Source organism: Flavobacterium sp. 21.1 (assembly GCF_057801535.1).
The window spans coordinates 52,470-75,659 of record NZ_JBYNXA010000003.1 but is presented as its reverse complement, the minus strand read 5'-3'; the positions used below and the strand labels follow the sequence as shown (position 1 = coordinate 75,659).

16 protein-coding genes are annotated in these 23,190 nt (G+C 39.6%); 12 read left to right on the top strand and 4 right to left on the bottom strand.

The window, feature by feature from the left end; genetic code table 11:
- Positions 1-29: 29 nt before the first annotated feature.
- Positions 30-998 (bottom strand): electron transfer flavoprotein subunit alpha/FixB family protein, encoded by a 969-nt coding sequence (locus AC3E9U_RS07050; RefSeq protein ID WP_488746204.1) that lies wholly within the window; start codon positions 996-998, stop codon positions 30-32.
- Between the two features lie 79 nt (positions 999-1,077).
- Positions 1,078-1,824 carry an electron transfer flavoprotein subunit beta/FixA family protein gene (locus AC3E9U_RS07045; protein WP_488746203.1) on the bottom strand — a complete coding sequence of 249 codons (747 nt, stop codon included), beginning with the start codon at positions 1,822-1,824 and terminating at the stop codon, positions 1,078-1,080.
- Between the two features lie 337 nt (positions 1,825-2,161).
- Between AC3E9U_RS07045 and AC3E9U_RS07040 the strand changes: the two genes are divergently transcribed.
- The 10 genes from AC3E9U_RS07040 to AC3E9U_RS06995 all read left to right on the top strand — a co-directional run bounded on the left by AC3E9U_RS07040 (position 2,162) and on the right by AC3E9U_RS06995 (position 17,474).
- The gene (locus AC3E9U_RS07040) at positions 2,162-3,139 is read left to right on the top strand and encodes a pyruvate dehydrogenase complex E1 component subunit beta (protein ID WP_488746202.1); all 978 of its coding nucleotides are present in this window, start codon (positions 2,162-2,164) and stop codon (positions 3,137-3,139) included.
- Positions 3,140-3,279: 140 nt separating this feature from the next.
- The gene (locus AC3E9U_RS07035; protein WP_488746201.1) at positions 3,280-5,760 is read left to right on the top strand and encodes a DUF5686 and carboxypeptidase-like regulatory domain-containing protein; all 2,481 of its coding nucleotides are present in this window, start codon (positions 3,280-3,282) and stop codon (positions 5,758-5,760) included.
- The gene (locus AC3E9U_RS07030) at positions 5,760-6,362 is read left to right on the top strand and encodes a DNA-3-methyladenine glycosylase family protein (protein ID WP_488746200.1); all 603 of its coding nucleotides are present in this window, start codon (positions 5,760-5,762) and stop codon (positions 6,360-6,362) included. Before AC3E9U_RS07035 ends, AC3E9U_RS07030 begins: the two co-directional genes overlap by 1 nt.
- 108 nt (positions 6,363-6,470) lie before the next feature.
- The gene (locus AC3E9U_RS07025) at positions 6,471-7,001 is read left to right on the top strand and encodes an inorganic diphosphatase (RefSeq protein ID WP_488746199.1); all 531 of its coding nucleotides are present in this window, start codon (positions 6,471-6,473) and stop codon (positions 6,999-7,001) included.
- Positions 7,002-7,124: 123 nt separating this feature from the next.
- Positions 7,125-9,680, top strand: coding sequence for a sodium-translocating pyrophosphatase (locus tag AC3E9U_RS07020; RefSeq protein ID WP_488746198.1), 2,556 nt, complete (start codon positions 7,125-7,127; stop codon positions 9,678-9,680).
- A gap of 103 nt (positions 9,681-9,783) precedes the next feature.
- Positions 9,784-10,878: a T9SS type A sorting domain-containing protein gene (locus tag AC3E9U_RS07015; RefSeq protein WP_488746669.1), complete on the top strand. Its 1,095-nt coding sequence runs from the start codon at positions 9,784-9,786 to the stop codon at positions 10,876-10,878.
- Between the two features lie 100 nt (positions 10,879-10,978).
- A complete protein-coding gene (locus tag AC3E9U_RS07010) occupies positions 10,979-13,246 on the top strand; it encodes a glycoside hydrolase family 20 protein (protein ID WP_488746197.1) in 2,268 nt (755 codons plus the stop codon).
- A gap of 23 nt (positions 13,247-13,269) precedes the next feature.
- Positions 13,270-14,271 (top strand): isoaspartyl peptidase/L-asparaginase family protein, encoded by a 1,002-nt coding sequence (locus AC3E9U_RS07005; RefSeq protein ID WP_488746196.1) that lies wholly within the window; start codon positions 13,270-13,272, stop codon positions 14,269-14,271.
- Between the two features lie 60 nt (positions 14,272-14,331).
- Positions 14,332-15,000 (top strand): copper homeostasis protein CutC, encoded by a 669-nt coding sequence (locus AC3E9U_RS07000; protein WP_488746195.1) that lies wholly within the window; start codon positions 14,332-14,334, stop codon positions 14,998-15,000.
- Positions 15,000-17,474 (top strand): beta-mannosidase, encoded by a 2,475-nt coding sequence (locus AC3E9U_RS06995; protein ID WP_488746194.1) that lies wholly within the window; start codon positions 15,000-15,002, stop codon positions 17,472-17,474. The genes AC3E9U_RS07000 and AC3E9U_RS06995 overlap by 1 nt, the downstream gene beginning before the upstream one ends.
- Before the next feature lie 34 nt (positions 17,475-17,508).
- On the opposite strand, the gene AC3E9U_RS06990 is transcribed toward AC3E9U_RS06995, so the two are convergent.
- On the bottom strand, positions 17,509-18,123 hold the full coding sequence (locus AC3E9U_RS06990) for a deoxynucleoside kinase (protein WP_325201461.1): 615 nt from the start codon (positions 18,121-18,123) through the stop codon (positions 17,509-17,511).
- Positions 18,123-18,914, bottom strand: a complete 792-nt coding sequence (locus AC3E9U_RS06985; protein ID WP_488746193.1) for a hypothetical protein — start codon at positions 18,912-18,914, stop codon at positions 18,123-18,125. The genes AC3E9U_RS06990 and AC3E9U_RS06985 overlap by 1 nt, the downstream gene beginning before the upstream one ends.
- A gap of 176 nt (positions 18,915-19,090) precedes the next feature.
- Here AC3E9U_RS06985 and AC3E9U_RS06980 point away from each other — a divergent pair, with 176 nt between their 5' ends.
- Positions 19,091-19,996: a GLPGLI family protein gene (locus AC3E9U_RS06980; RefSeq protein WP_488746192.1), complete on the top strand. Its 906-nt coding sequence runs from the start codon at positions 19,091-19,093 to the stop codon at positions 19,994-19,996.
- A 49-nt stretch (positions 19,997-20,045) separates the two neighbouring features.
- On the top strand, positions 20,046-22,823 hold the full coding sequence (locus AC3E9U_RS06975) for a carboxypeptidase regulatory-like domain-containing protein (protein ID WP_488746191.1): 2,778 nt from the start codon (positions 20,046-20,048) through the stop codon (positions 22,821-22,823).
- The last annotated feature ends 367 nt before the right edge of the window (positions 22,824-23,190 follow it).

Here is a 23,190-nt window from a genome sequence, read left to right as displayed (position 1 = left end):
GGCTTTATATAATTATAGGGTGCGGAATTTTAGTGTTGAGCCGCTTTGAATGCTTTTAATTTCTCAATTAATTGAGGAACTACCGTAAACGCATCTCCAACTACTCCGTAATCAGCTACTTTGAAGAAAGGGGCTTCCGGATCCGTGTTGATGGCTACTTTTACTTTAGAAGAGTTGATTCCTGCAATGTGCTGGATCGCTCCGGAAATTCCAATCGCAATGTACAAGTTAGCAGCAACCGGTTTTCCTGTTTGTCCAACGTGCTCACTGTGTGGTCTCCAATCTAAATCAGAAACTGGCTTAGAACAAGCAGTTGCCGCTCCAAGAACCGAAGCTAATTCTTCGATCATTCCCCAGTTTTCAGGACCTTTCAATCCACGGCCTGCGGATACTACGATTTCAGCATCAGCAATCGTTACTTTTCCGGTAACTTTTTCTACTGATTCGATTTTTACTGAGAAATCAGCATCGTTTAATGAAGGAGTAAAATCTTCTTCGCTTAATGATGAAGCTGATTCTTTAACTCCGTATGAATTTTTAGCAACACCCAATACTTTTACATCTGTAGTGATTTCAGTGATGTTGAAAGCTTTGTTTGAGAATGCGTTTCTTTTTACTGTGAAAGGCGAAGTGCTCTCCGGTAATGCAACTACGTTAGAAGCGTAGCCTGCATTTAAACCAACAGCAACTAGCGGAGCAAGGTATAATGAATCTGTAGTAGAAGATAAGATTACAACTTTAGTTCCTTCTTTCTGAGCAGCCTGTTTAACAACGTCAGCGTAAGCTTTAGCGTTGAAAGTAGCCAATTTGTCATTGGTCACTTTTAAAACTTTGTCCACTCCGTATTTTGATAAATCGGAAACATTACCTGCATTTACAGTCACAGCTGTAACGGTTGTTCCCATCATTTCCGCAACTTTCTTAGCATAAGAAGCCAACTCGAAAGCTACTTTTTTAAATTTTCCTTCTGCTGATTCAGCGTATATTAAAATTGACATGTTTTCAGTATTTAATGATTGAAAAATTGAAAGATTTTAGAATTGAAAAATTTCGTAATTCGTAATTTTTAATTCGTAATTAAATTACTTTCGCTTCGTTATGTAATAAGTTGATTAATTCGTCTAAGTTGTCCGGGCTAACCAATTTCACTGCTGATTTAGCAGCCGGTTTTTCGAATTTCACCGCTTTTGTAGTATTGTCTGCTGCAACCGGTTCCAAAATTGTCAACGCTTTTGTTCTCGCTGTCATGATACCTCTCATATTCGGGATACGTAAGTCTTTCTCTTCCACTAAACCTTTCTGACCACCAATAACCAATGGTAAGTTAGCTGAAATGGTTTCTTTACCACCATCGATTTCTCTAACCGCTTTAGCAGTCGTTCCGTTGATGTCCAAACCGATACAAGAGTTTACGAAATCGTTTCCTGTCAATGCAGCAAGCATTCCCGGAACCATTCCACCGTTATAATCCAATGATTCTTTACCGGCAATTACTAGATCGTAACCACCATTTTTCACTACTTCAGCAAGTTGTTTTGCAACGAAGAAACCGTCAGTGGGATTAGCATTTACACGGATTGCCTCATCAGCACCGATTGCCAATGCTTTTCTTAAAGTAGCTTCTGCATCAGCACCTCCAACGTTCACCACGGTTACGTTAGCGCCTTGTTGTTCTTTGAACCAGATGGCTCTTGTTAAACCGAATTCATCGTTAGGGTTGATTACAAACTGTACGCCGTTAGTATCAAATTCAGAATCTCCATTAATGAAGTTAATTTTGGAAGTAGTATCAGGCACGTGGCTGATGCAAACTAATATTTTCATTTTTATAAAGGTATAAAGTTGATTATTTCAAGCGACGAATTTAAGCAAATATTTCAAATAAAATAGTATGCACGCATAATAAATGTAAAATTATCAGTAATTTGAAAAAATATTCCGATAAAATGTAAAAAGAACGATTTGTTTGTGGCTTTGGCTGAAGATTTTTTATTTTAATTGAAGATGCAAACCTTTCGTGAAAGTAGGTTTTCCGCCGTTTTTGTTTCTGCAAAAAATGTTTTTTCGAATTAATTCACCTTAATTATATATATCGTAACCGATAAGTAACATAAAATTTTTATTTTTGCTCTTCAATTTTACAGAGATACACATAATATTTATGAGAACGATACAGTTTAGAGAAGCGATTTGTGAGGCGATGAGCGAAGAAATGCGTCGCGACGAATCGGTTTATTTAATGGGTGAAGAAGTTGCGGAATATAACGGTGCTTACAAAGCATCAAAAGGAATGTTGGATGAATTCGGTGAAAAAAGAGTCATCGACACGCCAATCGCCGAGTTAGGTTTCGCAGGAATTGCAGTAGGTTCAACGATGAACGGTTGCCGACCGATCGTGGAATTCATGACATTCAACTTCTCATTGGTTGGTATCGACCAGATCATCAATAACGCTGCAAAGATGCGTCAGATGTCGGCCGGACAATTCCCAATGCCGATGGTATTCCGTGGACCTACTGCTTCAGCAGGTCAGTTAGCGGCAACCCACTCTCAGGCTTTCGAAAACTGGTTCGCTAATACACCGGGATTGAAAGTTGTTGTTCCGTCGAATCCTTATGATGCAAAAGGATTATTGAAATCAGCTATCCGTGACAACGATCCGGTAATCTTCATGGAATCGGAACAAATGTATGGCGATAAAGGTGAAGTGCCTGATGGAGAATACACTATTCCTCTTGGCGTTGCTGATATCAAAAGAGAAGGAACGGATGTAACTATTGTTTCTTTCGGAAAAATCATCAAAGAAGCATACATCGCAGCTGACGAACTGGCTAAAGAAAATATTTCTTGTGAGATCATCGATTTGAGAACTGTACGTCCAATGGATTATGATGCAATCATTGCTTCGGTTAAGAAAACCAACCGTTTGGTGGTTCTGGAAGAAGCCTGGCCATTTGCTTCGGTAGCTTCTGAAATTACGTATATGGTTCAGGAAAGAGCGTTTGATTTCCTTGATGCTCCGGTTCAGCGAATCACTACTGCTGATACTCCGGCTCCCTATTCGCCAACTTTATTGAAAGAATGGTTGCCTAATTCAGAAGATGTGATCAAGGCGGTTAAAAAAGTAATGTATAGATAATCAGTCGTATCAGACAGCATGTAAACGCTGACTTTTTTATATTTTCCGAAATGTGGGAAAATATGATTTTCAGATTATAAAAAAAACTATATTTGAAACTTCATCAGTAATTTACTGGTGAAGTTTTTTTTTGACGGTATATGAGGAAATTTTTACTTGTTTTAAGTTTTTGTGTTTTTTATATCAGCATGTCGGCGCAAACTAAGGTTGGGGGATTGGTTTATGATGAAACCAATCAGCCTATGAGTTATGCCAATGTTTATTTTAAAGGATCTAATGAAGGAATCGTTGCGGATGAGAACGGACGCTTTTACCTTCAGTCCGATAAAACATACAAAACACTTGTGGTTTCTTTTGTGGGCTTCAAGACTGTAGAAATCACGCTGACGAAATCGGTGGATCTGGATATGAAAATTATCATCAAACCGGACAGCCAGCTACAGGAGGTTAAAATTTACACCGGCAAAACCTCTAAAAAGAACAATCCCGCCATAGATATTCTTCGAAAAATATGGGAACGTAAGCGGAAAAATGGTCTGCATATGTTCGATCAGTACCAATACGAAAAGTATGAAAAAGTCGAATTTGACCTGAACTCCATTGACAGTGCTTTCAAAGCCAATAAGATTTTTAAAGGAATGGAATTCATTTGGGACCGTATTGATACTTCGAAAGTAACCGGAAAGGCTTTCCTGCCCATATTCATAAATGAAACGTTAAGTGATGTTTACGGAGATAATGTCAAAAATAAAAAGAAAGAAATTGTTACAGCGAATAAGAATTCCGGCTTAGGAAGTGGAGACGGTGTAAGTACTTTTATAAAAGATCTTTATGCCGAGTATGATATCTATAATAATTACCTTAAATTCTTCGACAAGGATTTTGTAAGTCCGCTTTCGCGCACGGGAATCAACGTGTATAATTACGTGTTGACCGATAGTGCATATATTGACAATAAGTGGTGTTATAACATTATCTTTTATCCGAGAAGAAAGAACGAACTGACTTTCAAAGGGGATTTTTGGGTGAATGATACTACGTTCGCTATCAAGAAAATCAACATGGAGGCCAGTAAAAGTGCTAACATCAACTGGGTAAAGGAAATTTATATCGAACAGGAATTTGACGTGCTTAACGATTCCGTCTTTTTATTGACAAGGGATCATATGATGTCGGATTTCAGTTTCTCTAAAAAAGAAAAATCAAAAGGGGTATACGGAAAACGTACCACATTGGTAAAAAATCACAAATTCAATATTCCGAAGGACGATAAATTCTATAAAACGGAAGTAGATGCTTTCGACAGTGAGGCATATAATAAATCGGATGAATTCTGGGAAGAAAACAGGTTTGAGAACTTAAGTAAAAATGAGAAGGGAATCTACGGGCTCTTAGATACCTTAAACACAATTCCGAAATTCAAACGGATCTATAATCTGGCAACAATTCTGGCCAGCGGATACGTAAATATACCCAAATATAAATTTGACTACGGACCTATTTTTTCCTCGTTCGGGTATAATGATGTGGAAGGTCTGCGTCTGCGTGCCGGTGGACGAACTTATTTTGGTCCGAATGATCCTTGGCGTGTTGAAGGATTTGTGGCTTATGGTTTAAGAGATGATCAGTTTAAATATGGTATCTCAGGGAAATGGCTGGTAAATAAAAAGAACCGACTGATCTTATCTGCAGGACATCGAAGAGACGTCGAACAGATTGGTGTAAGTTTGACCACCACGAATGATGTTCTGGGACGAAGTTTTGCGTCCAGTTCATTGTTTTCCAGCGGGACTAATAATAAGCTAACCTCCATTAATCTGACAATGCTGTCGGCGGAAATGGAAGTGGCTAAGAATTTAACGGTTGAAGCCGGACTTACCTACAGGACATTAAAATCCGCTTCAGATCAGTTCAGTTTGGATTATTATGATGCAGCAGGAAATATACAAAGTGAAGTAAAACAATCTGAAGTTGAATTCAGGGTTGATTATACGCCAGGCCGCAAAACTATCGGACACGGTGTGGAGCGTTTGTTGGTGGATTACAATTTTGCCCGTGTTTTTGCCAATTACAGTCACGGGTTCAAAGGAGTTCTGGATAGTGATTTTGATTACAGAAAACTTCAGTTTTATTACCGCCAGCCGGTTCTGATCGGTGGATTTGGACGATTGTTCACCACCATGGAGCTCGGAAAAATATTTAATGAAGTTCCGTTAGGGTTGATGGGTGTTGTTCCGGGTAACCAATCGTGGTTCCAGATCGAGAATACATTCAGTAACCTGCAGTATTATGAGTTTTTGGTTGACAGGTATGCTTCGTTTCATTTGGAGCATCATTTTAACGGAAGACTTTTCTCAAGAGTACCTTTGCTGCGAAAACTAAACTGGCGTGAGATTGTCGGTATTAAAGGAATAATTGGTACTGTTTCCGATGAAAATGTTGCTATCAATGCTTCTGGTTTGACCTACCGCGCTCCGGAAAACGGGTACTGGGAATACCATGCCGGAATCGGAAATATCTTTAAATGCTTCCGTCTGGATTTTTGCTGGAGAGGAAATTATTTAGATGTGCCGGATGCCAACAAATTTGCGGTTAAAGGCTCTTTCGGGTTCTACTTCTAATGAAAAATGCGATTGCCCATCTTCTTAAAAATGAAGATAAATTCCAAAAAATAGTCGCCTTATATGGTGAGCCTACTTTTGTGCAGCGACCGCCCGGTTTCGAAACGCTTTGTCTGCTGATTCTGGAGCAACAGGTTTCTATTGATTCGGCTAAGGCCACCTTCAATAAAATCAAAAATGCGCTTCCTGATTTTTTGCCTGAAACACTATTGGGTTTTTCGGATGAAGCGTACAGAACTTGTGGCGTAAGTCGGCAGAAGACCAGTTATTTAAAAGCACTTTCTCAAGCGGTTTCAGATAAAACACTGGACGTGGAAGGTCTTGCGTTAAAAGATCCGGAAGAAATAAGATCGGAACTGATAAAAATCAAAGGTATCGGTCATTGGACTATTGATGTGTATCTGATGTTTTGCCTTCAATCGCCGGATATTATTCCGCTTGGCGATATCGCAGTTGTCAATACCATAAAGGAATTATTCGACATCCACGAGAAAGAAGCTATGGCTGCGTATGCCGAAAATTGGAAACCTTATCGGTCGGCTGCAACTTTTTTTCTGTGGCATTATTACCTTAAAAAACGCGGCAGACAACAACCTTATTGAGGCTTTGTTATATTATCACTAAATCTGCTTTATAATTGTCCGAATTTCTTGTACGAGAGTTGTTTTTATGCTACTTTTGCACCCTCAAAATACGTAAAAGTTAATATAATGACAGCTGATAAAATTAAAACTTTCGATGTTTTAATCGAAATCCCAAGAGGAAGCAGAAACAAATACGAATATGATTTCGAATTGAAAAGAATGCGTTTCGACAGAATGTTATTCTCGTCGATGATGTATCCTGCAGATTACGGTTTTATTCCTGAAACATTAGCGTTGGACGGTGATCCGTTGGACGTATTGGTTTTGGTAAATGAGCCAACTTTCCCCGGATGTGTGATGGAAGTGAAGCCAATCGGTGTTTTCCACATGGCAGATGATAAAGGACCGGATGAGAAAATTATCTGTGTACCGGTATCGGATCCTATCTGGAACAAATTGGACGATTTGTCGGATATGAACCCGCACTTAGTGAAAGAAATTGAGCACTTCTTCCAGGTTTATAAAGATTTGGAGCACAAACAGGTTGATGTTGAAGGTTGGGGCGATGTAAACGACGCTAAACGTATTCTTAAAGAATGTGTAGACCGTTTCAACGCCTTGGAAAATAAACCGGCTGGCTTATTCAGTATCAAATAATAAAGGTTTCTTAAAATTTTATATAAAAAGCAATATTCTGCAAAGAATATTGCTTTTTTATTTGTTTTTGTTTCTATATATTTACTAATATATTAACTTAACTAAATACCAAAAACAAATTTTATGGAATCAATGATGATTTACGTGCCGGTTTTTATGGCATTGTTGGGACTTGTCTTTATGTGGGTCAAAAGGAGTTGGGTTTTGAAGCAGGATGCTGGAGATGGGAAAATGAAAGAGATTTCAGATCACATCTACGAAGGTGCCTTAGCTTTTCTTAAAGCAGAATACAGATTACTGGGACTTTTTGTTATCGGTGCAGGAGCCGCTCTGGCAAGTATTTCTTTTATAGTTCCCACCACACATATTTTAATTGTTGTTGCCTTTGTTTTTGGCGCCTTTTTTTCAGCTTTGGCCGGAAACATGGGAATGAAAATCGCCACCAAAACAAATGTTCGTACCACGCAGGCAGCGCGTAGCAGTCTGCCACAGGCGTTAAAAGTTTCTTTTGGAGGCGGAACTGTAATGGGACTTGGTGTAGCAGGTTTAGCCGTGTTAGGACTAACGTCTTTCTTTATTTTCTTCTTTAATTATTTTATGCACGGGACGTGGACTTCCACTCAGGACATGACCGTAGTATTGGAAACATTAGCCGGTTTTTCTCTTGGTGCTGAATCCATCGCTTTATTCGCCCGTGTAGGAGGTGGGATTTATACAAAAGCAGCCGATGTAGGCGCCGATCTAGTAGGTAAAGTAGAAGCTGGTATTCCGGAGGATGATCCGCGAAATCCTGCGACCATTGCAGATAACGTTGGGGATAACGTTGGGGACGTGGCCGGAATGGGCGCCGATTTATTTGGTTCCTACGTGGCAACGGTTTTGGCGGCCATGGTGCTTGGGAACTATGTTATCAAGGACATGGGTGGAAATATCAATGATGCGTTCGGTGGAATCGGACCTATTTTATTACCAATGGCAATAGCTGGTTTCGGAATCCTTTTCTCCATTATCGGAACGATGATGGTTAAAATTTCAAGTAACGATGCTAAAGAAAAACAAGTACAGAGCGCTTTAAATGTCGGTAACTGGGTAGCTATTGGTCTTACATTGGTAGCTTGTTTTTTCTTAGTTCAGCATATGTTACCCGCCACCATGAAAATGGAATTCTACGGTGAAGGCCTAAAGGAAATTTCCTCTATGCGGGTATTTTATGCGACGATTGTCGGACTGACGGTCGGAGGAGTAATTTCTTCGGTAACGGAATATTACACCGGATTAGGAACAAAACCGGTTTTGGCTATCGTGCAAAAATCGGCCACAGGTGCCGGAACCAATGTAATTGCAGGTTTGGCAACCGGAATGATCTCCACGTTCCCGACAGTATTGCTATTTGCTGCGGCTATCTGGACATCATACGCTTTGGCAGGATTCTACGGAGTGGCTTTGGCAGCTTCAGCAATGATGGCCACTACGGCTATGCAATTAGCTATTGATGCCTTCGGACCTATTTCGGATAATGCGGGAGGAATCGCTGAAATGAGCGAATTGCCAAAAGAAGTACGTACAAGAACCGATATTCTGGATTCGGTAGGAAATACAACGGCAGCAACCGGAAAAGGTTTTGCGATCGCTTCGGCTGCATTAACCTCATTGGCTTTATTTGCGGCTTATGTAACATTTACGGGAATTGATGGAATCAACATCTTTAAAGCACCTGTTTTGGCGATGTTATTTGTGGGTGGAATGATTCCTGTGGTTTTCTCTGCTTTGGCAATGAATTCGGTAGGAAAAGCGGCCATGGATATGGTATACGAGGTACGCCGTCAGTTCAGGGAGATTCCTGGGATTATGGAAGGAACCGGAAAACCTGAATACGGAAAATGTGTGGAAATCTCCACAAAAGCAGCGCTACGCGAGATGATGTTGCCGGGTATCTTAACCATCGGCTTCCCAATCGCAATTGTGTTGTTAGGTAAATTAGTATATTCAAATAATAACCAATTAATCGCTGAAATGTTAGGGGGTTATATGGCAGGAGTTACGGTTTCAGGGGTGCTTTGGGCGATCTTCCAAAACAATGCCGGAGGGGCTTGGGATAATGCCAAAAAATCGTTTGAAGCGGGTGTAATGATCAACGGTGAAATGACATACAAAGGTTCTGACGCACACAAAGCGGCTGTTACCGGTGATACCATTGGAGATCCATTCAAAGATACTTCAGGGCCTTCGATGAATATCCTAATCAAATTAACGTGTTTGATCGGACTGGTGACGGCGCCGATTTTAGGTGACGGACATTCGGCAGCAAATAAAGGTGCTTGCTGTGACGGAACAGAAATGCACGCAGGACACAAAACAAAATGTGATATGTCAAAAATGGCATCCATGAGCAAAGAAGAATGTGCTAAAATGTGCGAAGAAATGGGGTGTTCCGAAGAGGAAAAGGCTATGTGTATGTCGCATTATGACGAAAACGGAAAGTTCATCGGTGAAAAAGGGATGATGAAAAAAGAAGTGATGAAACGAATTTCCGTTGAAAAAGAAATCAACGACAGTAAAGCTAAAGCAACCATTAAAACAACGACGGTTGAAAACGGAAAAGAAACGGAAAAAGTAGAAACTTTTGAAGGAACCGAAGCCGAAGTTAACGCTAAAATAGAAGCTTCAAAAAAGAAATGAACGGTTTGATAAGAAATAAAAGCCTCACAATTTGTGGGGCTTTTATTTTTACATCAAAAATTGCTTTACCTTAGTTTTTTATTAACTACCATACCTATTGCCTATGAAATATTATTTTTACTTCCCTGTATTGTTGTTATTTATTACTATAGCTAAAGCACAAGAGCCCAATGATTGTGTCAATGCCATTACAATTAGTGCAAGTGGTGTTTTTACCTCGAATGCCTCAGGTATTGGTACCGTTCAGGAAGTTAATGCTTGTGGAGGATCTGAGCATAGTTCTATCTGGCTGAAAATTATTGTCGCGCAAAGTGGGACATTAGGTTTTGATCTTAGGCCATTGAATACAGATATTAATGTGGATTATGATTTTTGGGTCTATGGCCCAAACAGGAGTTGTTCTAATTTGGGAGCACCTATACGTTGTTGTACCACAAATTCAGTTCAGGCAGGTTTGGCAACGAATCATACCGGAATGAACGGAACATCCTTAATGACTTCTTCGGGACCTGGAGCCAATGGATATGGTTATGTGCGCTGGCTAGATGTAACTGCAGGACAAACGTTCTATATCGCTATTGATAGGCCAATTGGCGAGGGAGGATTTAGTTTGCAGTGGACAGGTTCTGCAGGTTTGTTGGCGGGGCCAATAGTAAATCCCACTAGCGATAGCGTGATTTTTAGCGATGCTACACCAGCTGTAGGCCTTTTTAACTTAGATGCTAAACGAAGTGAAATAAATTCGGATTTGATTGCGAATACTGTTAATTTTTTTACAACACTTGCCAATGCTGTTGATAATGTTTCGGCACTGCCAAATACTATAACAAACACCAGTAACCCGCAACCAATATATGTACGGGTCACCAACAACGCAACAGGTTGTTTTAGCCTCACGCAATTTAATTTAGTTGTGTCTGGTACTCTAAGTGTTAATCCTGTTTCAGCAAATGGTTACTGGGTTATGGCTAATCCAAACCCTTTTAAGGAAAACTTCAGCCTCGACTTAACAGTTTCCAATGAAGAGACAGTTTGTATTTCTGTGTATGATATGTTGGGAAAATTAGTCGACGAAAGACAAATTTTGCCAAATGCCATTTCCGATTGGCAAATCGGAGGTAAATACCCTTCAGGAATTTATAATATTGTTGTAACTCAGGGGGATAAAATGAAAACGCTTCGAGTAATAAAAAAATAATTCTTTGATAAATAAATAAACAAAAGTCTCATATCGTTATTAAAACGGGATGGGGCTTTTTTATTTTACTAAATTTACCAAAACAACAACATAAATAACAATGTCTAAAATAGTTGCGCTTTTTCTGGTTTTATTGGTTAATATTGGTTTTGCCCAAAACACTTTACCTCTAATTCCACAACCCAAAGAAGTGATTCAGAAACAAGGGAATTTTGTTTTAAACCGGGGAACGCTAATTCTAATTGGAAATTCCCAAAGCGATACTGAAATTAAATTTTTCAATCAGTTCCTGAAATCCACCTATGGTTTCGAACTGATGACAACGGCCAATTCCAAAAGTCCCTTAAATACAATTCAGATTCAGGTCGAAAATCCAAAAGACAAGCAATCCGGAGCATACCAATTGAAGGTAAATAATTCGCAAATTCTGATTTCCTCCAAAGGAAATATCGGACTTTTTTACGCCTTTCAAACACTGCAGCAATTATTTCCAACAGAAAAAAAGAATGAAATTAAGATACCTTGTCTCGAAATCGAAGACCAACCGAAATATGCCTGGCGTGGCATGCATCTCGATGTTTGCAGACATTTTTTTCCAAAGGAATTCATAAAAAAATATATAGATTATCTGGCTATGTACAAGATGAATACATTTCACTGGCATTTAACGGATGATCAGGGATGGCGCATCGAAATCAAAAAATATCCGAAGTTAACGGAAGTCGCTGCCTGGAGAAAAGGTTCTATGGTCGGCCATTATAACGATCAGAAGTTCGATGACAAACGATACGGTGGATTTTATACGCAGGAAGAAATCAAGGAAATTGTGGACTACGCCAATGAACGCCACATCACGATAGTTCCCGAAATCGAAATGCCCGGACACGCTCAGGCGGCTTTAGCGGCATACCCGGAATTGTCCTGTACCGGAGGTCCGTTTGAAGTGGCACTGCAATGGGGTGTTTTAGATGACGTTTTCTGTACAAAAGAAAATACGTTTGAATTTTTACAAAATGTTTTGGCGGAAGTAATTACACTATTTCCTTCGCAGTACATCCATATTGGAGGAGATGAAAGTCCGAAGACCCGTTGGAAAAACTGTCCGCATTGTCAGGCGCTGATTAAAAAAGAAGGTCTCAAAGACGAGCACGAACTTCAGAGTTATTTCATAAAACGCATCGAAAAATTCGTGAATGCCAAAGGAAGACAAATCATCGGTTGGGATGAAATCTTAGAAGGCGGATTGGCACCAAACGCCGCTGTTATGAGCTGGCGGGGTACAGAAGGAGGAATTGCAGCAGCAAAGCAAAAACACAATGTGGTGATGACGCCGGGATCTCATTGCTATTTCGATCATTATCAGGGCGAACCGAAAAACGAACCGGTAGCCATCGGAGGTTACACCACGGTTGAAAAAGTATATTCATTCCAGCCAACACCTAAAGAACTGTCAGCTGACGAAGCAAAGTATATTTTAGGAGCGCAAGGGAATGTCTGGACGGAATACATCAATACGCCCGAACATGTGGAATATATGATCATGCCCCGAATGGCCGCTCTGGCAGAAGTGGTTTGGGGAACTTCAGACCCGGAAAAATACCAGAATTTTCAAAACCGACTGATTCAGCATTTTTCGTTTTATGATGCAAAAGGGATAAACTACAGTCGCGCGTTGTTTGAAGTGACTTCAAAAGTGGGTCCGTCAGACAGTGGCAGGGGCGTGCTTTTTGCACTTAAATCAGCCAATAGCGGAATTCGTTTTACGACCGACGGAAGTACGCCGACAGCCACTTCTAAAAAGTACGGCCAACCTATTTTGGTAACGGAAAGCCAAACAGTAAAAGCGGCATATTTCGAAAACGGTAAACAGAAAAGCGCGATAATCGAACAGCCTTTTACTATTTCGAAATCCACAGGAAAGAAAATAAATTTACTTAACCAGCCGCATGAAAATTACGGAATAGGAGGCTCGTTTACTTTAGTGGACGGAATGCGCGGGAATATGGAAAAATACGGCCGGGATTGGATCGGTTTCTGGGGTAAAGATATGGAAGCCACAATCGATCTGGAAAAAGAACAGGATATTTCAAAAGTGACGATCGATGTTTTCACGAGTGAAGGAAGCTGGATCTATTATCCGAAATATATTGAAATTCTGGTTTCAAAAGACGGGAAAGAATTTCAGTCAGTAAAAAAAGTGGATACCGAAGAAATCAGTCAGATGAAAGGAATTGTAGCCGCCGACTTAGGTAAACAAAAAGCAAAATACATAAAAGTGATCGCTCCAAACGCAGGAACAGTCCCAGAAGGAAAACCGGGCGCAGGCTCGTCTTGCTGGTTGTTTGTGGATGAAATCGTTGTGGAGTAACTTCAAAAAAAATCAAAAAAGATATGGCAAACCGCAGGAATTTTTTAAAAACCACCGCCATCGCTTCAGTAGCGGTAGCTTTAAATTCCTTCCGTGGAAAATCGGAAGAGGATGAAGTGATTGTTCCTTCAGGCACAGTAAAGAAACCGATTGTGCTTTCTACCTGGAATTTCGGAATCCCGGCCAATGAAGCAGCTTGGGAAGTCCTGAAAGAGAACGGACGCGCGCTCGATGCTGTGGAAGCCGGAGTAAAAATACCTGAAGGTGACCCAAACGAACGTAGTGTTGGTTATGGCGGAAGACCCGATCGTGATGGAAGAGTGACTTTGGATGCATGCATCATGGATGAGTTTTCCAATATTGGTTCAGTGGCCTGTCTGGAATATATAAAACACCCTATCATGGTGGCTCGCGCCGTAATGGAAAAAACACCTCATGTAATGCTGGTTGGTGAAGGTGCTCTGCAATTTGCTTTGTCACAAGGGTTCAAAAAAGAAAATCTGTTGGTGGAGGCCTCAGAAAAAGAATGGAAGGAATGGCTGAAAACCAGTAATTACCAGCCAAAAGTCAATATCGAAAATCACGATACCATCGGAATGATTGCTTTGGATGCGTACGGAAATCTGTCAGGAGCATGCACAACAAGCGGAATGGCTTACAAAATGCACGGTCGTGTGGGCGATTCGCCTATTATCGGAGCCGGATTGTATGTGGATAACGAAATCGGAGCGGCGACGGCAACGGGTCATGGCGAGGAAGTGATCCGGATTGCAGGCTGTCACTTAGTGGTGGAGCTGATGCGTCAGGGGAAATCACCTCAAAAAGCCTGTGAAGAAGCAGTAGCGAGAATTGTGAAACTGACTAAAAACAGAAACAAAAATCTGAAGGATATTCAAGTCGGCTTTATTGCTTTGAATAAAAAGGGAGAACATGGCGCGTATTGCGTTCAGGGCGGATTCAATTATGCGAAGTACGACAATACGGGAAATAAATTAATAGATGCTGATTATTTTCTGAAATCATAAGACATTATTAGAATGTCTTCAAAATTTGTAAATGGTTAAAATTAAGTAGGAGTAGAAAAAATGCAAAAACTGGAAATAGCCTGTTTCAATCCGGAATCGGCGCTAATTGCACAGCAAGGCGGAGCGGACCGAGTGGAGCTCTGTGATAATATTAAAGAGGGCGGTACTACGCCTGATTTCGATATTACAGCACAAACGCGCAAAGAATTGGAAATAGATTTATACGTGATGATCCGTCCTAGAGGTGGGAATTTTGTGTATACCGAAGATGAAGTAGACCAAATGAAAAATGAAATCCGACAGTTCAAAAAACTTGGAGTAAACGGATTTGTTTTTGGGGTTTTAAATGAAGACCGAACCGTAAATGAATACCGCAATTCTGCATTAGTGGAAATAGCGAAACCACTTCCCTGTACCTTCCATCGCGCTTTTGATGAAGTATCCGATGTGTTTCAATCGCTGGAGGCTGTTATCCAATGCGGATTTTCAACAATACTTACCTCGGGTGCGATGCCTAATGTGACAGAAGGTATTTCGGTTTTGCAGCATCTGGTAGAAAGGGCAAATAACCGTATCACTATTATGCCGGGTGGCGGATTACGTTCGTCCAATATAAAAGTAGTAAAGGAGCATACCAATACCGGTTTCTTTCATTCTTCAGCCATAACGGATGGAGGAGAAATTGCCAATATCGATGAGGTTAAAGCTTTAAAATCGGTCCTTTTGTAATGCGAATGATTTTACGGTTTTTGATTGTTTTCTGTTTGCCGATAGTGGCATTGGCGCAAAACCTCCATCGGGATTTGGGAAAAGAAAACTGGGATTTCAGAAAAAAAGGTGATGAAAACTGGAAACCAGCAGTTGTCCCGGGCACGGTCCATACCGATTTGTTCAACAATAAACTGATTCCTGATCCTTTTTTCGGAGTCAATGAAAAGCAATTGCAGTGGATTGAAAATGAAGATTGGGAATATGAAACATCATTTAGCATTTCCGCTAAAGAATTAGAAAACCAAAATATCGATTTGCAATTTGACGGTCTGGATACGTATGCGGAAGTTTTTCTGAACGGAGTATCGGTTTTAAAAGCTGATAATATGTTCCGAAAGTGGAAATTGTCCATAAAAAAACAACTGAAAGTCGGACCCAACAACTTAAAGGTTGTTTTTCAGTCTGCAGTCAAAGAAGGGAAAGCGCAAGCAAAGAAACTCAAATACACCTTACCGGGCGACGAAAAAATATTTACCCGAAAAGCGCAGTATCAGTACGGTTGGGATTGGGGCCCAAGGTTTGTAACGGCCGGAATCTGGAAAAAAGTGCAATTGCATTTGTGGAATTCGGCTCAAATCGAAAATGTAAAATACGAACAGAAGTCGCTTTCGGATTCCAAGGCAGAATTGCTTTTTGTTGCTGATATCAATTGTCAGAAGGCCGGAAACTATCTGTTGAAAATCAATGATAAAATTGAATCCCATTCACTTAGAAAAGGGAAAAATCAGCTGAAAATCAGTTATGAAATCAACAATCCGAAACGCTGGTGGAGTAATGGTTTAGGTGAAGCGTATCTGTATCCTTTTATTATTTCTCTTTCGGAGGATAAAAAAAATCTCGACACCAAGGAATTGCATATCGGCTTGCGAACTATCGAGTTAATTCAGGAAAAGGATAATGTAGGGAAAAGTTTTTACTTTAAACTTAACGGCATTCCGGTGTTTATGAAAGGAGCCAATTACATTCCGCCCGACAGTTTCTTACCGCGAGCCAAGGATTCGGTATACAAAAGTATCGTGAAAAATGCCGTAGATGCCAATATGAACATGCTGCGTGTTTGGGGCGGTGGCATCTATGCGGATGATGCGTTTTATAACGAGTGCGATAAAAACGGAATTTTGGTCTGGCAGGATTTTATGTTTGCCTGCGCGATGTATCCGGGGGATAAAAACTTTCGGAATTCGGTCAAAGAGGAAGTGGTCGATAATGTAAACCGCCTTCAGAATCACCCAAGTCTTGCCATCTGGTGCGGAAATAACGAAAACGATGAAGGCTGGCACAATTGGGGTTGGCAAAAACAGTATAAGTATTCCAAAAAAGATTCTACGGCCATTTGGAACGACTATAAAAAACTGTTTCATGAACTGATTCCGAAGACGCTTGACAGTCTGTTATCAAAAGAAAAGAATTTGTATTGGCCGTCGTCACCCTCCATCGGTTGGGGAAGAAAAGAGAGCTTGCTTCAGGGTGATTCGCATTACTGGGGCGTTTGGTGGGGGATGGAACCTTTTGAAGTTTATAAAAAGAAAGTCGGACGTTTCATGAGCGAATACGGTTTTCAGGGAATGCCAAATCCGGAAACATTCAAGGTTTTTGCCAATGAAAATGATTTGAATCTTACATCGGATGCGGTAAAAAATCATCAGAAACATCCAACAGGCTATCAGACGATTCAAACGTATATGGAACGCAATTTTAAAGTTCCGACAAAGTTTGAGGATTTTATTTACGTGTCACAACTTTTGCAGGCGGAAGGAATGAAAACCGCAATAGAGGCGCATCGCAGAGCAAAAGCGTATTGCATGGGAACGTTGTACTGGCAACTTAACGATTGCTGGCCGGTGACATCGTGGAGCTCGGTGGATTATCTTGGGCATTGGAAAGCTTTTCATTATCAGGCCAAGCGGAGTTTTGAGACTATTTTGGTTTCCGTGGATGACGAACAGAATCAGTATAAAGTTTACGTGATCAGTGATGAATTAAATGCGAAAAAAGGAAATCTTCAGTTGGAACTCATGGATTTTAAGGGGTCGGTTATGTGGAAGTCGTCTTCTGAAATTCAGGTAGAAGCCAATACAAGTAAGGTGTATTTTTCCATCGATAAAAAAGAATTTTCGAAATTCAATCTGATGCAGGCCGTACTTTCAGTGAAACTGGTTTTATCAGATGGGAACGTGAAATCGACATTGTTTTATTTTGGAAAACCGAAAGAGTTACAACTCATGATGCCTAAAATCACTATCACTAAAAAAGACGGTAATAGTTTTGAAGTGACAACGGATGTTTTGGCTAAAAATGTTTATCTCTTTGCCGATAGTGGACATTTGAGCGACAATTATTTTGATTTGCTACCGGGCGAAAGAAAAATCATAAGGGTGTCAAAACCAATAGAACAAATTAAAGTGAAATCCTTGTTCGATAGTTATAAATAATAAAAAAAGCCTTGTGAATACAAGGCTTTTCCGTTTAAAATAATCCGTTTATTTCGGCATCGATGCGGTTGATTACGTTTCCTAAGTGTTCAGGGTTGTTAACGAAATCGGTGGTGTCGACATCAATAATCAGTAATTTTCCTTTGTTGTACGTCTGGGCCCAGGCTTCGTAACGCTCGTTCAGACGACTCAGGTAATCAATGGAAATCGTGTTTTCATATTCGCGCCCTCGCTTGTGGATCTGTGCCACAAGATTAGGGATGGAACTTCTCAGGTAAATAAGTAAGTCGGGTGCGCCTACAAGATTCTCCATCAGTTCAAATAAAGTGGAATAATTCTCGAAATCACGATTGCTCATTAGTCCCATGGTATGAAGATTGGGGGCAAAAATATGAGCGTCCTCGTAAATGGTTCGGTCCTGAATGATTTTCTTTCCGCTTTCACGGATTTGCAATACCTGACGAAAACGGCTGTTCAGGAAGTAAATCTGCAGATTAAACGACCATCGATCCATGGAATGGTAAAAATCATCCAGATAGGGATTGTCAACCACATCTTCAAAATGCGGTTCCCATTTAAAATGTTTGGATAGAAGTCGGGTTAAAGTTGTTTTTCCGGCACCAATGTTTCCTGCTACAGCTATATGCATTATGGTAATATTAATTTATAATTCCTGATTTCGTCGTCGGTAAAAATAGATAAAATTTGTTCTCTGTAATAGAAACTTTCAATGCTTTTTTCATGAAGCGGAAGGATTTCTGAAGTTTCTTTTTCCAGATTATAAATACTCAAAACAGTGCCCTTTTTTAGCAATAGTTGTTTTGAAGATAAAATTTGAATACTGTCATATTCCGGGACATTGCCAAGGAAATTGATTTTACCGAAAATATTGGAGGCGAACAATTGATGCTCCTTATTGATCCAGTAAAAATAGTTGTAATCGGACTGTGTTTTTACGATAGGGACTTCAAAAGTTACGGTAATAGGGTTAAAGGTTCTTTTGAGATAATTGTAAAGGCCTAATTTCTGTGTGGCGAAATCAAACAACCAGAGTTGGTTTTGAGAAGCCATGCTTACCCATTGCGGCTGAAGCTCCGTATTGGTTTCCGAAAAATTGATTTTGACGGTTTCGTTCAGTTGGTTGTCCAATAAAACAACAGAATTCATTTCCTTGTAAAAAACCACCAATTGCAATGGGTTTTGCAGATCGATCCGATCTATTTTGCCTAAAGCGACATTCTTATATTCCAGTTTTTTTTGATTGTTCTCTTTTTTAAGGACATTGTCTTTTATGGTATAATAAAAACCAAACGCATCCTGACCGACAAATGAATCCGCTTCTTTTTTTTCGGAAGCGATAAATGTGACGGTGTTGTTTTTATCCTGACCGAAGCCAAAGAAAAAAAATAAAAGAAAGGCGATGTTCAGAAAATTGCGCATAGACGACCAAAGTACAAAAAATTGGTGTGAAAATTTAATGAGATGAGAAACAGGCTTTAATTATCATATTTTTTTTGGCGGATTAAACCTTTTGTTAAAGTGGCGGTCTAATAAAACAATTTGTAACAAAGCGATGTTATAATCGTCTAATCTGTTCTATATTAATTTAAAAAATTATGAAAAAACTTTCGTTAGCATTAATAGCAATATTTTGTTCTTCAGTGACTTCATTTGCTCAGGATTTTCAGGGTATGGCCGTGTATGAATCCAAAACAAGTACTGCCGAATTCAAATCCAGAATGGACGGGAACAAAGACATTACTCCGGAAATGAGAAAAATGATGGAGGAACGGATGAAGAAAATGTTTGAAAAAACATTCATTCTTAATTTTGATAAAACCACTTCGATCTATAAAGAAGAAGAAAAACTGGAAGCTCCGGGACAAAACGCCGGGCGATTCAGAATGATGAGCTCTATGATGGGTGGTGGCGGAACTTACTATAAAAATGTAAAAGAGAAAACGTATACCGTAGATAAAGAATTCATGGGAAAAGAATTTTTAATCGTCGATTCTTTGCCGAAACTGAAATGGAAAATGACAGGTGAAACCAAGAAAATCGGTGATTACAATTGTTTTAAAGCTACTGCGGTCATGCCGGTAAGCGCTTCCGATTTCAGAAATGCACGTCTGAAAAAAGAGGAAGAGGCTAAAAAAGGAGATGAAGCGAAGAAAGAAAGTGATAAAGAAAAGAAAACAGGTTTTATGACCGAATTCGATATGCCGAAAGAAATCGAAATCACGGCATGGTATACGCCTGAAATTCCTATTAACCAAGGACCTGAAGGTTATTGGGGATTACCGGGGTTAATCCTTGAGGTTAACGACGGAAAAACAGTAATCATGTGTTCGAAACTGGTTATGAATACTAAAGATAAAGTGGAAATAAAAGCACCTAAAAAAGGTAAGGTTGTCAAACAAAAAGAGTACGATGAAATCGTAACCAAGAAAATGGAAGAAATGCGTGAGCAATGGCAGTCGCAAGGTGGAAACAGAGGTGGCGGAGTAAGAATGGTACACTAATTCATAAATTGTTTAAAAACCATTTAATCTGTTATTTCAAAACCACTTTATGAAGAATATTTTTCTTGTTGTTATACTATTTGCGACAACAATCGCTTTTTCACAAGATGTGAAATTTGAAGGTGTAATCAAAGATACTACCGGAGTTGCTTTGGAGATGGCTAACATTATGGCTGTCAACCAGGCAACAAAAGCAATGGATGGCTACTCCATTACCAATGAAAAAGGACGTTTTCAGATTGTATTGAGTCCCAATACTACTTACGATATAAAAGTAAGTTATGTGGGGTATCAGCCTTATGAAACCACAATAAAAACAGGAACGCAAAACATCGTAAAAAATATCACTCTGAAAGAGGGAACGATGCTTAAGGAACTTGAAATTGTAAAAGAGATGCCCGTTTCCATTAGTGGAGATACTATCATTTACAATTCGGATTCCTTCAGAAACGGGACGGAGCGAAAGTTAGAAGACGTTCTGAAAAAGCTTCCCGGGGTTGAGGTAAACAAGGATGGCGAGATTCAGGTTGAAGGTAAAAAAGTGCAAAAAATAATGGTAGAAGGCAAGGATTTCTTCGATGGAGATACCAAAATTGCTACCAAAAATATCCCTGCCGACGCATTGGATAAGATCCAGGTGCTCCGAAATTATAATGAAGTGACCAATCTGAAAGGTCTTGAAAACAACGAAGAAAATGTTGCGATCAACATCAAGCTAAAAGAAGGGAAAAAGAACTTCTGGTTTGGGGATATGACTGCGGGTATTGGTGTCGGCCATGAAGAAGACCGGCATATCATCAATCCGAAGTTGTTTTATTACAATCCGAAATACAGCGTGAATGTCATCGGAAACTTCAATAACATAGGGGAATTACCACTCACCATGCAGGATTATTTCAAGTTTACCGGCGGATTCAAGAACATGATGCGAAGAGGAGGGACCAGCTTTAATGTGGCTTCCAACGATTTGGGGATTATGGGCTTACGAAACAATCAGGCGAAGGAAATCGATACGAAATTCGGAGCAGCCAATTTCAGTTACAATCCTTCAAAAGCTTGGACCATAAGCGGTTTTGGTATTTTAATGGGAAGTCAGACTGATTTGCTCACCAATGTAAAATCAACCCGTGTTGATGAAAGGCCAAATGAGGCCGGAGGAGTCGATAAATCAACCACCTTCAATGACGAAACTTCCGCCACAAAACAAGATAGTAAGTTAGGGTTTTTAAAATTGAGTTCGAGTTATGTGCCTTCGGAAAAAGTACATTTCGACTACGATGCTTTGGTTAAAGGCTCTAAACAGGATGAAAATACAGTATTGCTTTCCAATGCGACTACGACGGATAATACAGGATCGGTTACGTTTTTTAATGATATTTATTCGAAAAAGAAACAAAATCCGTTCTCTTTTAATCAGAACCTGAATTACTATTATACGCTGGATGACAAGAATGTTTTTGCTTTCGAGATGCAACATTTGTATCAGGACGAAGATCCTTTTTACAATGCGAATCTGGCCATTCAACCATTCGTCTTACCGGGTTACATTACCGGACAGGATCGTAATGATGTAAGTCAGAATCGCTTTGTGAAAACCAACAAGGTTGATGCTAAATTTGATTATTACTATATGGTAACGCCAAAAAGTAATATTAATTTCACTGCTGGTAATACGTATTCGTATCAAAACTTCAACTCCGGTATTTTCCAGATTTTGGATAACGGTTCACAAAACGACCTGACTGATCCTGCCAATAACAATGATGTGAATTATGCATTTAATGATGTGTTTCTGGGACTTCATTACAAGTTTATAACCGGTAAGTTTACCTTTAATCCCGGATTCAGCATGCATAATTATCATACGAATGATGAGCAGTTAGGAACATCAAATACAAATTCATTTAACAGAATCCTTCCTGATTTCTACGCGTTATGGCAGTTGAAGAAGTCGGAAACGCTGACTTATAATTATTCCATGACGAATAATTTTACCGATATCAACAAATTGGCTGAAGGTTTTGTGTTCTCAAATTATAACAGTTTGTTTAAAGGTAACAGAATGTTGGAAAATTCACTTTCTCAGGTGCATTCCCTGCGTTATTTCAAATACAACATGTTCAATTTTGAAAATATCTTCGCCAATCTTACTTATACCAAACAGGTGGATGCAATTAAAAACAGAGTTTTGTTTGCGGGAATCAACCAGATTTCCTCGTCCACGAATATGAGTTCGAATTTTGCGGATGAAACGATATCAGGAAGTGGAACTTACGGGCGTTCGTTCCTTCGCTATTATAAGGCTTCGTTCGGTGCGAGTCTGAATTGGAGTAAGTTTAACAATATTCGCGTGTTCCCGGATGCGGACACCAACCCGGATAACAATCCAAGTGAGGTACAGACAACGGAATCGTATACGCAAAACTATAACCTGAAGTTTTCAACTAATTTCAAAAAAATTCCGAATCTGGAGTTAGGGTATAATTATACGGTTAATGATTTTTCGAATGATACGTATTATGTTGACAGTCCGTCGGTGACTTTAGAATACTATTTCCTTGACGCCTTCTCATTTACATCGGAATATTCATTCTACCACAACCGAAATAAATCGGAAACCTCGGATACGGAATATGATTTCCTGTCGGCAACTTTAATGTATCAGAAGAAAGACAGTAAATGGGAGTGGAAATTATCAGGCACGAATTTATTGGATACAAAATCGATTAACGACAGTAGTTTTAATCAGTTAGGAGGAACAAGCAGTTTCTCCAGTTATGCAGTGCAGCCAAGATATCTGATTTTAAGTCTTAAATACGCATTGTAAATTGTAAAGGTTATCGAAAAACGTCATGAAATAGTCGTAAGTACTACTCGTGTGGTAGTGTTTGTGAATTTAGGATTAATAGTTTTGATTCAGTTTTTAGACAGAGGGAATTATTCTGAAATCAATTTGAATATTACCATGGGATTGGCAAGCTTATCTTTTTCAGCATTCCTGTATAGGCTTTATTTTGAGGTCCGGAACGGGATATTTGATTTAAAAAAGAATTGGCCCTTATTGGCTTTTTTAGTACTGACGATCGTGGTCTTCGTATTGTTTTATTTTTTTTCGAATCTTTAATTTTTGAATTAGTTATATAAAAACAAAAAACCATTCGCCGCGACGAATGGTTTTTTTATTTGAACTAATG